Origin of the sequence: Escherichia sp. E.sYA108 (genome assembly GCF_011754335.1) — a bacterium.
Lineage (GTDB): Bacteria > Pseudomonadota > Gammaproteobacteria > Enterobacterales > Enterobacteriaceae > Escherichia > Escherichia coli.
The window spans coordinates 1,385,925-1,399,960 of the sequence record NZ_JAAQVZ010000001.1 but is presented as its reverse complement, the minus strand read 5'-3'; the positions used below and the strand labels follow the sequence as shown (position 1 = coordinate 1,399,960).

At 51.9% G+C, this 14,036-nt stretch carries 6 protein-coding genes; 3 read left to right on the top strand and 3 right to left on the bottom strand.

The features are described from left to right. The first annotated feature begins 39 nt into the window (after nt 1-39). Nucleotides 40-558, top strand: a complete 519-nt coding sequence (locus HBM92_RS06660) for a glycine zipper 2TM domain-containing protein (protein WP_000976952.1) — start codon at nt 40-42, stop codon at nt 556-558. 15 nt (nt 559-573) lie between these two features. Next, on the top strand, nt 574-1,113 hold the full coding sequence (locus HBM92_RS06655; protein ID WP_000755178.1) for a DUF5384 family protein: 540 nt from the start codon (nt 574-576) through the stop codon (nt 1,111-1,113). 93 nt (nt 1,114-1,206) lie between these two features. Here the strand turns inward: HBM92_RS06655 and guaA are convergent, their stop codons facing one another. Together guaA and guaB are read right to left on the bottom strand one after the other, a co-directional pair. After that, a complete protein-coding gene (gene guaA, locus HBM92_RS06650) occupies nt 1,207-2,784 on the bottom strand; it encodes a glutamine-hydrolyzing GMP synthase (RefSeq protein ID WP_000138282.1) in 1,578 nt (525 codons plus the stop codon). Between the two features lie 68 nt (nt 2,785-2,852). Beyond that, nucleotides 2,853-4,319 (bottom strand): IMP dehydrogenase, encoded by a 1,467-nt coding sequence (gene guaB, locus HBM92_RS06645; protein ID WP_001296289.1) that lies wholly within the window; start codon nt 4,317-4,319, stop codon nt 2,853-2,855. A gap of 161 nt (nt 4,320-4,480) precedes the next feature. Here guaB and xseA point away from each other — a divergent pair, with 161 nt between their 5' ends. Further along, a complete protein-coding gene (gene xseA / locus HBM92_RS06640; RefSeq protein WP_000937949.1) occupies nt 4,481-5,857 on the top strand; it encodes an exodeoxyribonuclease VII large subunit in 1,377 nt (458 codons plus the stop codon). A gap of 68 nt (nt 5,858-5,925) precedes the next feature. Here the strand turns inward: xseA and HBM92_RS06635 are convergent, their stop codons facing one another. Continuing rightward, nucleotides 5,926-13,977, bottom strand: a complete 8,052-nt coding sequence (locus HBM92_RS06635; RefSeq protein WP_000059885.1) for an adhesion domain-containing protein — start codon at nt 13,975-13,977, stop codon at nt 5,926-5,928. Between the last annotated feature and the right edge of the window lie 59 nt (nt 13,978-14,036).

Genomic DNA, 14,036 nt, shown 5'->3' with positions numbered 1-14,036 from the left:
TAAATGTCTTATTTTTCGTAATGTGTATAACAAGGAATAGTGATGAAATTAAAAAAATGTCTTCTGCCTGTGGCAATGTTAGCGTCATTTACTCTGGCAGGATGCCAGTCAAATGCTGATGATCATGCCGCCGATGTTTATCAAACCGATCAACTGAATACCAAACAAGAAACTAAAACCGTTAATATTATTTCCATTCTTCCCGCAAAAGTTGCCGTAGACAACGCCCAAAATAAACGGAACGCACAAGCCTTCGGCGCGCTTATTGGCGCTGTCGCTGGCGGTGTTATCGGCCACAACGTCGGGTCTGGCAGCAATTCCGGAACGACAGCAGGTGCAGTTGGCGGCGGAGCTGTTGGCGCAGCAGCGGGTTCTATGGTGAATGATAAAACCTTAGTGGAAGGTGTTTCTTTAACATATAAGGAAGGCACCAAAGTGTATACCTCCACCCAGGTGGGTAAAGAGTGCCAGTTTACGACAGGTTTAGCCGTTGTTATTACCACGACGTATAACGAAACGCGTATTCAGCCAAATACCAAATGTCCTGAAAAGAGCTAATAATCAGGAGGAGTCATGAAGAAAGTTTTTCTTTGCGCCATCTTAGCCTCCTTAAGCTATCCGGCTATCGCCTCATCATTGCAGGATCAACTCTCGGCTGTCGCAGAAGCGGAACAGCAAGGTAAAAATGAAGAGCAAAGGCAGCATGACGAATGGGTCGCGGAGCGCAACAGGGAAATCCAGCAAGAGAAGCAACGTCGCGCAAACGCCCAGGCCGCGGCTAATAAAAGAGCGGCAACGGCAGCAGCGAATAAGAAAGCTCGTCAGGATAAACTGGACGCCGAAGCCACTGCGGACAAAAAACGCGATCAAAGTTATGAAGATGAGCTACGTAGCTTAGAGATTCAGAAGCAAAAACTGGCGCTGGCGAAAGAAGAAGCCCGCGTTAAGCGCGAAAACGAATTTATCGATCAGGAACTGAAGCACAAAGCTGCGCAAACCGATGTGGTGCAATCTGAAGCTGACGCAAACAGAAATATGACTGAAGGCGGTCGCGATCTGATGAAAAGCGTGGGTAAAGCAGAAGAGAACAAATCGGACAGCTGGTTTAACTAAGCGATGTCAGTAACTTCAAGCCTATGATTCGTGAGTATAAAAAACCCTCTGTAGTAACAGAGGGTTTTGTTCATTCATAGTACAGGGTTCAAATCATTCCCACTCAATAGTCGCTGGCGGCTTGCCGCTGATGTCATACACCACGCGGGAAATACCGTTCACTTCATTGATAATACGGTTGGAAACGCGGCCGAGGAAGTCGTACGGCAGATGTGCCCAGTGTGCGGTCATAAAGTCGATGGTTTCGACAGCACGCAGAGAGACAACCCAGTCATACTTACGACCATCGCCCATTACGCCAACGGAACGTACTGGCAGGAAGACGGTGAACGCCTGGCTGACTTTGTCGTACAGGTCCGCTTTACGCAGTTCTTCAATGAAGATGGCGTCAGCACGGCGCAGCAGGTCACAATACTCTTTCTTCACTTCTCCCAGAACACGAACGCCAAGGCCTGGTCCCGGGAACGGGTGACGGTACAACATGTCATACGGTAGGCCCAGCTCCAGACCAATCTTACGCACTTCGTCTTTGAACAGCTCTTTCAGCGGTTCAACCAGGCCCATCTTCATCTCTTTCGGCAGGCCACCCACGTTGTGGTGAGATTTGATGACGTGTGCTTTACCGGTTGCAGAAGCAGCAGATTCGATAACGTCAGGGTAGATGGTGCCCTGCGCCAGCCACTTCACGTCTTCCAGTTTCAGCGCTTCTTCATCGAATACTTCAACGAAAACGCGACCGATAATTTTACGTTTTGCTTCCGGATCGTTTTCGCCAGCCAGCGCTGACAAGAAGCGATCTTCTGCCGGTACGTGAACAATGTTCAGACCAAAGTGATCGCCAAACATATCCAGAACCTGCTCTGCTTCGTTGAGACGCAGCAGGCCGTTGTCGACGAATACGCAAGTCAGGTTTTTACCGATAGCGCGGTGCAACAGCATTGCGGTAACGGAGGAATCCACGCCACCAGAGAGGCCGAGGATGACTTTATCGTCGCCCACTTGCTCGCGGATGCGGGCTACAGCGTCGTCGATAATTTTCGCTGGCGTCCACAGGGCTTCACACTGGCAGATATCACGCACAAAACGCTCCAGCATGCGCATACCCTGGCGGGTGTGAGTCACTTCCGGGTGGAACTGTACGCCATAGAAGCGTTTTTCTTCGTTGGCCATGATGGCAAACGGGCAGCTTTCGGTGCTGGCTACGGTGACGAAGTCGGACGGGATAGCGGTAACTTTATCGCCGTGGCTCATCCAGACGTCCAGCAGCGGTTTACCATCTGCGGTCAGCGCATCTTCGATACCGCGAACCAGTGCGCTGTCGTTTACGACTTCAACCTGCGCGTAGCCAAATTCACGTTCGTTAGAGGCTTCAACGTGACCGCCCAACTGCATTGCCATGGTCTGCATGCCATAGCAAACGCCGAATACCGGTACGCCTGCTTCAAAGACATACTGCGGCGCACGCGGGCTGTTTTCTTCGGTGGTGCTTTCCGGGCCGCCGGAAAGAATAATGCCGCTTGGATTGAAGTCACGAATTTGTGCTTCTGTCACATCCCACGCCCACAGTTCGCAGTAAACACCCAGCTCACGCACGCGGCGCGCAACTAGTTGAGTGTACTGAGAACCGAAGTCCAGAATGAGGATGCGATGCTTATGAATGTTTTCCGTCATTGACGCTTATTCCGAGGCAAGTGAAACAGATAATATAAATCGCCCGACATGAAGTCGGGCGAAGAGAATCAGGAGCCCAGACGGTAGTTCGGGGACTCTTTAGTAATGGTCACGTCGTGAACGTGGCTTTCCTGAATGCCCGCACCGCTGATACGTACAAACTCCGCTTTAGTACGCAGTTCGTCGATAGTACCACAGCCGGTCAGGCCCATACAGGAGCGCAGGCCGCCCATCTGCTGGTGAATGATCTCTTTCAGGCGACCTTTATAGGCTACGCGGCCTTCGATACCTTCCGGCACCAGTTTGTCGGCAGCGTTGTCGCTCTGGAAGTAACGGTCAGAAGAACCTTTGGACATCGCGCCCAGGGAACCCATACCACGGTAAGATTTGTAAGAACGGCCCTGGTAGAGTTCGATTTCACCCGGAGATTCTTCAGTACCTGCCAGCATGGAACCTACCATCACCGCGCTTGCGCCAGCGGCGATAGCTTTAGCGATATCGCCTGAGAAACGGATACCGCCGTCAGCGATAACCGGAATGCCGGTACCTTCCAGGGCTTCTACTGCATCAGCAACGGCGGTGATCTGCGGAACACCGACACCAGTCACGATACGCGTCGTACAGATAGAACCAGGGCCGATACCCACTTTAACGGCACTGCAACCGGCTTCTGCCAGCGCGCGGGCACCTGCAGCAGTTGCCACGTTGCCGCCGATGATTTGCAGGTCAGGATATTTAGCGCGAGTTTCACGGATACGCTGCAGAACACCTTCAGAGTGACCGTGAGAGGAGTCGATCAGCAGAACGTCAACGCCTGCGGCAACCAGCGCATCAACACGCTCTTCGTTACCAGCGCCCGCGCCAACCGCTGCACCTACACGCAGACGGCCTTGTTCGTCTTTACACGCGTTCGGTTTACGTTCCGCTTTCTGGAAGTCCTTCACAGTGATCATGCCGATCAGGTGGAATTCATCATCAACCACCAGCGCTTTTTCAACGCGTTTTTCGTGCATTTTTGCCAGCACCACTTCACGGGCTTCGCCTTCACGCACGGTTACCAGACGCTCTTTCGGCGTCATGTAAACGCTAACCGGCTGGCTCAAGTCGGTCACAAAACGCACGTCACGACCGGTGATAATGCCGACCAGTTCGTTTTCTTCGGTAACAACCGGGTAGCCAGCAAAGCCGTTACGCTCGGTCAGTTCTTTCACTTCACGCAGCGTCGTGGTTGGCAGTACGGTCTGCGGATCGGTTACCACGCCAGATTCGTGTTTTTTCACACGGCGAACTTCTTCTGCCTGGCGTTCAATGGACATGTTTTTGTGGATAAAGCCGATACCGCCTTCCTGAGCCAGAGCAATAGCCAGGCGCGCTTCCGTTACGGTATCCATTGCTGCGGAAAGCATAGGGATATTCAGACGAATAGTTTTCGTCAGCTGAGTGCTGAGGTCAGCAGTATTCGGCAGAACGGTAGAATGAGCAGGAACGAGGAGAACGTCGTCAAACGTCAGAGCTTCTTTAGCGATACGTAGCATGGGCAATATCTCGACCAGAGTGGTTAATAAATATTGCCGCGGCATTATACAGAGCGTAACCGATTGCATCTACCCCTTTTTGCAAAAAATGCTTGCTATCCCCGGAGGGCGGGTTACTATCGACTGAATAACCTGCTGATTTAGAATTTGATCTCGCTCACATGTTACCTTCTCAATCCCCTGCAATTTTTACCGTTAGCCGCCTGAATCAAACGGTTCGTCTGCTGCTTGAGCATGAGATGGGGCAGGTGTGGATCAGCGGCGAAATCTCTAATTTTACACAACCAGCCTCCGGTCACTGGTACTTTACGCTTAAAGACGATACCGCGCAGGTGCGCTGTGCGATGTTCCGCAACAGCAACCGCCGGGTCACCTTCCGCCCACAGCACGGGCAACAGGTTTTAGTTCGCGCCAATATTACACTCTACGAGCCGCGCGGCGATTATCAAATTATCGTCGAAAGTATGCAGCCGGCCGGTGAAGGATTGCTGCAACAGAAGTACGAACAGCTTAAAGCGAAGTTGCAGGCTGAAGGTTTGTTCGAGCTGCAATACAAAAAATCACTCCCCTCCCCTGCGCATTGCGTTGGTGTGATCACCTCAAAAACCGGTGCTGCGCTACATGATATTTTGCATGTGTTAAAACGTCGCGATCCTTCTCTGCCGGTGATCATCTACTCCACCGCCGTACAGGGGGATGATGCGCCGGGGCAAATCGTTCGTGCCATTGAACTGGCGAATAAGCGCAACGAGTGTGACGTGTTGATCGTTGGCCGTGGCGGTGGTTCGCTGGAAGATTTATGGAGTTTTAATGATGAGCGTGTGGCGCGGGCGATTTTTGCCAGTCGCATTCCGATAGTCAGCGCCGTCGGGCATGAAACCGATGTGACAATTGCTGACTTTGTTGCTGATCTACGTGCGCCAACGCCGTCAGCCGCCGCTGAAGTGGTGAGCCGTAATCAGCAAGAATTGCTACGTCAGGTGCAATCGACCCGTCAACGGCTGGAGATGGCGATGGACTATTATCTCGCCAATCGCACGCGGCGCTTTACGCAGATCCATCACCGATTACAGCAACAGCATCCGCAGCTCCGGCTGGCACGCCAGCAAACTATGCTCGAACGTCTGCAAAAGCGGATGAGCTTTGCGCTGGAGAATCAGCTTAAACGCGCGGGTCAGCAACAGCAGCGATTAACACGGCAACTCGTCCAGCAAAATCCGCAGTCGCGTATTCATCGCGCGCAAACGCGCATTCAGCAACTGGAATATCGTTTAGCAGAAACCCTGCGCGCACAGCTTAGCGCCACGCGTGAACGTTTCGGTAATGCAGTAACACACCTCGAAGCCGTAAGCCCACTGTCAACGCTGGCGCGCGGTTATAGCGTCACCAGCGCCGCTGATGGCGCGGTGTTAAAACAGGTTAAGCAAGTGAAAGTGGGTGAGACACTGACCACACGACTGGGAGATGGTGTGGTGATTAGTGAAGTCAGCGCCGTAACAAAAACCCGCAAATCACGTAAAAAAACGTCTAATCCGTAGACCGGATAAGAGGCGCCAGCATCGCATCCGGCAATAACTCCCAGGCTACGCCAGATCCGCCATGCTGGTTACTGGAAGCAGGTCACCAGACCCGGTTTATTTATTAGCGTGATACTACAATCCTGTGCTCCAGTACCTTCGTCCATCCCACACTGTTGAGAGGACAAATAAGGAAAACTGGGTGAAGACGGCCATCCCAGTGAATTAAAAACAGTATGCAACAACTCTAATTCATTGTATGTCGGTGCATTTTCTATGCTGCCACACTGCCTTGCGATATCCCATTTACTGGCATCAATGATATGTGCAGAAGCCCAGTTTTCGTAGTTAATAATCGGTGAGGATACGGGATTAGCCCCGGACGGCAATTCCGTCGTTAACAACGGTCGATGTAGCGATTTACTATTCACCACTACCGTGTCTGCCATATGTCCCCAAAAGTGCGCCGAGGAAACATTTGGGCTGGTTGGTACCGTAAAAATAGCGTCCAGCGTGTCTGTCGCGGAAGCGTAATTAGCCAGAGTAACCGTCAGTGGCGTTTTATAACCAGGGGTATTATCCTGGCGGAGCGAAAAACTTGCCGTCCCATCCGCGCCTGTCATGCCACTAATGGTATTACCGCTTTCACTCAGCGTAACAGCCGAACCTGATAACGGCTGAACGACGAGATCGTCCATCGCCACTACATTGCCATACAACGTTGCCCCAGCGTTACGCGGCGATGCCTCACCACGTTTCAAAGTAAATTCAACATTCGGCACCGTATTCCCGGCGCTGTCTTTCACCGTCACGGTAACGGACATGGCTTCGCCTTTTTTCACTTTCGCCGCCTGAGTGGCTGCATCAAACGCTGTTGAGGTAAGTGTGACGCTGGAAACCGTTGAACGCGCGTTAGCCAGGCAAGGCTGAAATGATTTTGTTGAACCCGTATACAGCGTGCCATTTCTCAAATCAACCGACTGGTCTTTACCATCGGCGGATTTATCCTCTGCCCACCAGGTGTAATACGCAGGCCAGCCAGTTTCAGTGACAAACGTGTTATTCGGATAACGCGCAGACAACGAACTTAAATCATTGAATAGTGGCTGCCTTGCTACTTCACAAGGGCTCACACTCGCATCTGATTTCTGTGTTGGGGTAAAGTACGGCCAGTCTTCATTATTGTTATTGATCTTGCCGACGCCAGAAGTCGATGTCAGTTCACTCCACAATTTCGGGCGTTCAAATACCGCACCATTCACTGCCGTCAAGGTTGCTGGCATATGCCCCCAGTAGTTAGCCTTCGCAGAATCCGGGCTGGTCACTACCGTGAATATCAGGTCCTGATTAGCCGTAACCTGCGGATTTCGCGCCAATGAAGCTGTAAACGGCGTTACCAGACCAACGGTGTTATTTTGGGTAACGTTGAACGTTATCGTGCCATCACTGCCGGTGAAGCCGCTCCATGCCGACGTATTCTGGTTGAAGGAGATACGCGCCGATGTCGGGGTGACTTCATCTAAAATGAGATCATCTACGGTATTGGAGGATACAGAGATCCCTGAACGGCTTTTCGCCTGCACGCGCTTGAGCGTAACACCTTCGCCGCCAACAGGATTACCATTGGCATCTTTGATCGTCACCACGATGGGAAGCATCTCACCTTTTTTCACAGATGACGTGGGGGTACCACCATTGCTGGCAGTTCGGCCCTCATCATAGGCAGTCGATGACAGCGTAAGGCTTGCTGGTGCCGAATGTGGCTGCGTCAGACAGAGCATTAAAGCGTATCCATTAATAGTCGTCGTCGATTGTCCCGTTTTCAAATTAATGACGCCGTAATACCACGTCAACGCGTCAGTGGTGCTCATTTCATAAGTCCACCAATTTCCACTTCCGGCAGTTATAGGCAACCCCAAATCTGTCAGTATTGTCCCGCCTGGATGATCATTATATAGCCCCTGTAACTCATTGAGACGCGGCTGATACTCAACCGGGCAATCCGGCGTAACTTTATTGGTATAAAAAAGGTATGACCACGACTCATTATTATTACTTACCGAGGACCCCAAGGTCGCTTCTGCTGCCAGTAGCGGTCGTTTAAAGGTCACCCCCGCCCTACTGGTAAACGTGTCGGGCATATGACCCCAGTATTTTGCTTTCGGTGAGTTCGGACTGGTTATCACAGTGAAAATAACATCCATCGTGGCACTTTTTGTGGTGTCGCGCATCAATGTTGCAGTGAGCGGAGTTGCCAGCCCATAAGTCTCGTTTTGCGTCACATCAAAAGTCGCTTTACCATCACTTCCTGTCGTCAGAAGTGCCTGTGCCCCATTATTATAGAGTGACATGTTTACTCCGGCAGGGGTGACCGGCACGATAGTAAGATCATCATACGTAGAATCTAGCCTGTTTTTTGCACGATCCAACGCAGTCCCGCGTATGAGATTAAAGTTTGCGCCTGGCAACAGATTTCCTCCGCTATCCCGCACAATCACCGTCATCCGGATCGCCGTACCTTTCGCCGCCGTTGCACTAGGGCGACCATCGTTGCTGGCCGTTTTCTCCGCATCCAGTGCCGTGGAGGTCATCTCTATAGAAGCTGCCACTGCATGAGGGTTTACCAGACAGGACACAAATGCCACGGTGTTTGATAATGCCCTGGAGCTTGATCCATTCGATAAATTAATAGACTGATCGTACCAGACGTTCGCGTAGGCAATTTTATCGTAAGCCCACCAGGTGTTAGTCAGCGGAAGGCCTAAATCGGTCCCTATCGCACCATTAGGATGTTCACTGTATAACTCTTGAAATTCGCTTAATAACGGTTGATAAGGTTCGCCGCAGTCTGATTTGCTGACATCATTTTTTGCTGCCGTATTCAAAGAAAGCCATGATTCATTATTAGCCATGGTTGACTGCCCCGCTGGATGCTCGGCAGTAAGCAATGGCCGCTTAAAGGCAATTCCCGACCGGGTAGTAAACGTTTCAGGCATATGCCCCCAGTAACTTGCCAGTGGCGTATCCGGGCTGGTTATGACGGTAAACATGACCGGTAATTTGTTGGATTCTATCGTCAGCTGATACAACTGGGCGTACATATTGGTTACCAGGCCCATAGAATCATCTTGTTTTACCGTAAAGGAGGTAGTCCCGTCCGCGCCAGTCACCCCATAAAGCAGGCTTGAAGAACTATTCATCCTCGCAGAAGCGCCTGCCGCGTTAATTACCGTAATCGACTTATTTATCATCTCGGCATTTTGACGGTTCTTCGAGCCTTCACGTCTGAGAATAAAGGGGACATTGGGCACGCTATTTCCCTGCGCATTTTTAGTCACCACGCGAATCACCGCGTCTTCGCCTTTTTTCACTTTCAACGCACTCAAGGTGTCGTCAACTTTGACAAATTGCGCCGTATCATTCGCCTCAACAATGATCTGACTGGCAACGGCGACAGGCGTGGTCCGGCAGCTCAGTAATGCACCACCAGATGAGGGCATCTGCGTTTCATCTCCTGTCTTCAGCGAAACGACATCATACGTAAAGGTTTGAGTGAACGTATCTGCAACGGTATTCGAGATATAGAACCTCGACACTGGCCAGCCAATAGCATCATGTAATGCGCTACTCCCCTGGTGCGCATAAATGGCCCTAAGTTCATTGTCAGTTGGAACATACTCCGCGCCACAACCATTTATCGAGGTATCGTTAGCCTGGCCCGACGGGAACGTAGACCAGGCCTCCCCCTCTTCCACCAGGGTACCGATACTGGTGGTAGCACTATTCTCGTCCCTCAGCAAAGGCCTTCGATAAATAAGACCGTCATCGCCTGTCGCCGTTTCAGCCATATGCCCCCAGAATTTGGCTTTTGGCGAATCCGGGCTGGTAAGCACCGTAAAGACAACGGGAAGCGTCGATTTAGTGCTGCTGGAGGAATCCAACGCTGCCGTGAGTTCTGTTTTTAGCCCGGTAGTCTGGTCTTGCTTCAATGTGAAAGTGGTGGTGCCATCAGCCCCCGTCACGCCATAAATAACCAGGGTCGTTGAAAGAAAATCATTTTGAGTATTTCCCCAGGCATCCGTTACCGCCAGTGAAGCAATCGACGTCGTAGTTGACACATTGGCCCTGTTCACGCTGGTGTTTCGTTTGAGGGTAAATGCGGTATTTCCCACAGGCTTACCCTGCGCATCTTTAGTGGTCACTCGTAATACGGCTTCTTCACCCTTTTTCACTTTGACAACATTATTCATACGGTCAAATTTTGTGAGGTCTGCAGCTTCAAGAACGATTTGGCTTGCCTTAACAATCGGCGTCGTCTGGCAGGTAAGCAGTTCTTTTGTGGCAGATGGAATTATCGAACTGGTGCCTGAACTGAGATTGACGGCCTTGAAGTCACGCTGTTCCAGGCTACTACTACCTGTCGTGCTGGAAAGGTAACTTGAGGCGACGGGCCAGCCCTGAACCGTTTTCATCGCATTTCCGCGGTTGGCTTCATACAATGACTCCAGCCCGGCCTGAGAGGGAACATATTCACTACCACAACCATTAGAGGATGTGCTTATAGCCTGAGCTTGGGTAAATTGCGCCCAGTCTTCATTATCTTCCGCAATCGCTGTTCGACCCGACGTACTGGATAACTCTTTCAACAATAATGGGCGTTTAAAGACCGCTCCATCTGCAGCCGTCACTGTTTCAGGCATATGCCCCCACATTTTCGCCTTATCGCTGTCCGGACTGGTTACAACGGTAAAAATGGTATCGAGGGTCGCTTTTTTCGTTGTATCTGAATAGAGCCTAGCGGTCAGCGACGTTTTCGTGCCATGGGTATCCGGGCGGGTAATAGTGAGAATTTTAGTTCCGTCGCTGCCGGTCATGGCGCTGTATGCTGCAGCGGTATTATTAAGCGAAGTTTCGTCCGCCAGGCCACCATTGACCACAACCGGCGCAACCAGCGCATCACTGCTACCAGCAACGTGTTTTTCCTCTGAGCGGGTATAACCATCGCCACGTTTCAGGGTAAAGGGTATATCACCCAATGGATTGCCCTGCGCATCTTTTACCGTCACCTTTACCTGTAGCGTTTCGCCTTTTTTCAGCTTCGCCGCATTTGCAGCCGCGTTCCACTGCGCCGGATCTACCACTTCCAGCGTAATGCTGCTGGCAGGATTGTTAGCCGTCGTCAGGCAACTGACATAAACCGCCGTGCTACCGCCAACGGTCCGCGCCCCATCGTTGAGGGCTATGGTGTAATAATGCGGTACCTGATCTGCGGGCGAACTGCTCCAGTAGGGCTGACGCTGCGTTGGCCAGCCGTGTACTGTCTGTACACCGTTACCGTTATTGGCATCATAGAGCGCGCTAAGCTGAGAACGGCGTGGGAGCATATTGGCGCCACAGCCACCTTTACTGGTGCTGGAGGCGTTGGCCTGGCTGACTCGCGACCAGACTTCGTTATTTTCCGTTAATGTGCCGTCCGGACTGAACACTTCCGCAGCCAGTCGGGGTCGGGCAAAGGTTAAAGCATCGACGGTAATCGTCTCATCCATATGCCCCCACATCTGCGCGCCAACCGCATCCGGACTGGTGAGCGTAGTGAAAATCACATTGTAATTAACAGTATTGGGAATATAGGAGTTCACAGGCACAATATTTAGCGGCGTCGATAAGCCCACACCTTGCGATTGCTTAATTTCCACAGTCGCAAAACCCTGCGCATCCGTAGTACCGGCATAGACTAAAGACGGTTGCGATGTTCCGTAGAGTGTGCCATTCATCTCGATTGCGCCGCGGGTTGGATCATCAAAACCTGTAGTCTGCCCCTGACGATTTTTCCCCATATCTTTAGTGATGGTGAACGCGGTATACGGCACGGGTGCATTATTCAAGGCATTAAAGGTGCGTACCGTCATGGTGATCGTGTCACCCACTTTGGCCTGCGCTCTGCTGCCTGCGGAAACATCACGATCGGTGGTCGCGGCAATCTTGGCGACCATCTCATTGCCCGAACAAGAGAGATAGTTTTGCTTAAAGCCGGAATAGGTGTCGATGTTGCCCGTGGCCAGGTTTACCGACGCGTGCGACGTCTCTTCCACCGCACTAAGATACGCTTTTTGCAACGTTGGCCAGCCATATTCGGTGCCGATGGCATTGGCTGGATGAGCGGCAAACAAACTGTGCAATGAACTTTGGCTCGGAATATGACCTAAACCACACTCAGCCTGCATACTGCTATTCTGATCAAACAGCGCCCAGTCTTCGTTATTTTCCCGCACCGATCCCAGTTCGTTGTCGGTTTCATCCGCCAGCCGTGGGCGTTTAAAGATATTGTTCGCTTCAATAATGCCCAACATATGGCCCCACATCCGCGCTTTGTCGGTATCGGGGCTGGTGATCACCGTAAAAATAACGTCTTTCTCATCCGAGGCAGTAAAATCACTGCGCATTCTCGCGGTGATGTGAGTTTTCACCCCCACGCCGCCTGGCTGGGTCAGCGTCAGAGTGGCCTCTCCGTTAGCATCAGTGATCCCTTCATAGGTATGGGCGTCAACTTTGCGAACGTTACTGCCGCCATCAATTTGTACCGGATGCGTCTCCCACGCGGCGTCAGTTTGATTCTTACGGTTAATGCCGTCATCCAGATGCAGCGAAAAGTAGTAGTAAGCCAGCGGCTGATCGTTGTTCTTGCTATCGGTAATCGTCAGACGTAAAGAAGCCTCTTCCCCCACCTTTACTTTCATCGCTTTTATCGTCGAATCATAGCTGCCCGGCGTCAGTACCAGCTTCGGTTCAACATCGGGCGCTTCTTTATCGACACAGCTCACAATAAACGTCGTATCGTCCGGTTTTTGCGCTTCGCTGCGGTTCGAAACATCCGCCGCATGGTGCTGGCCGCTCATCCCCGCCAGTGATGACCAGTAGAAATTACCCTGCATCGGCCAACCAGCCACATCCTGCACTGACGTTGGCACCACCGTCGCCAGCGCACCGAACTGACGCATTCCGGGCAAAATGTCGCAATGTTTATCCGCGCCGCTCCAGGTAAAGGTGGACCAGGTTTCATTGTGATCGTTAACCGTACCGCCTTCATTATCGACTTCCGCCGCCAGTTTTGGTCGACTAAAAGTGTAATCACGGGCCTTCAGCGTATCGGGCATATGACCCCACATTGTAGCCTGCGGAACATCCGGGCTGGTGAGGACGGTAAAGATCACTGCCGTTTCACTGGCCTGAGCAATACCCGCGAGGCTCGCGACCAACGGCGTTTTTACACCAGGGCCGTTGGCCTGGGTGACCGTAACCGTGGCAACACCATTCGCATCGGTAGTACCACGATATTCCGTCGCGGTGGTGGTTAATTCGGTCGTGCCCAGTTTTACAGGCGCAGTATTGTTCACCACACCCTGGCGGTTTTCAGCATCTTTGCGTTTGATAACAAAAGGAATATTCCCCACAACATTACCGACGCAATCTTTGGTGGTGACCGTTAACGTGATACTGCCCCCAACCGTCATTTTCGCCGCACCTGAGGATTCGTCATAGCCCGCAGCGCTGACGGAAATAAGGTCACCCTGCGCGGGCGCAATCTTCAGCGTCACTTTCTGATCGGCGAGCGTCAGAACACTTTCATAGGGATAGCCCGTCGAGGTGAGTAAATATAACAGCGGCATGGTCTGCTGGGGATCAGGCTGCGCCCAGGCGACCAGCGAACGCCCGGCAAGTCCCTGTGCACAAAACGAGCGATCTGCGACTGGCTGTGGGTCCAGTAAGGTGTCCGGCGTGGCGGCATCCGCCCAAACTAAAGATACAGCCGGTGGCGTTTGGTTTTCCCAACGTGGGGTGGCAATGATATCGCCTTCTCTGTCTTGCGGGTTGGTGACGAGCAATTTAGAGACGCTAACATCCGCGTTGAATTCACTCGGTTTAGCGGTAAACGCTACCTCATGCGTCTTTGTAGGATCCAGAAAGACACTGCCCTGGTAGACGGGTATGCTGGCGCTGTCGGCGGTGGGCACGGTACCGTTAAATTCGCCGACCGTATCTGAAGAGTCTTGCCATGCAGATTCTGCCCATGACCACCCAGGCAGCATTGCGCTTATCAGCAATGCGCATAACACAAGGATTTTATTCAGGGTCAGGGACATGACAGAAACTCCACCGGTTGTTAAACGGACGCTTGTCGCATCAACATATTTTGCTTAAT

Excerpts from the sequence above, each read along its gene's own strand:
- guaA (WP_000138282.1), bottom strand. The coding sequence starts at position 2,784 with ATGACGGAAAACATTCATAAGCATCGCATCCTCATTCTGGACTTCGGT.
- guaB (WP_001296289.1), bottom strand. The coding sequence starts at position 4,319 with ATGCTACGTATCGCTAAAGAAGCTCTGACGTTTGACGACGTTCTCCTC.
- HBM92_RS06635 (WP_000059885.1), bottom strand. The coding sequence starts at position 13,977 with ATGTCCCTGACCCTGAATAAAATCCTTGTGTTATGCGCATTGCTGATA.
- HBM92_RS06655 (WP_000755178.1), top strand. The coding sequence starts at position 574 with ATGAAGAAAGTTTTTCTTTGCGCCATCTTAGCCTCCTTAAGCTATCCG.
- xseA (WP_000937949.1), top strand. The coding sequence starts at position 4,481 with ATGTTACCTTCTCAATCCCCTGCAATTTTTACCGTTAGCCGCCTGAAT.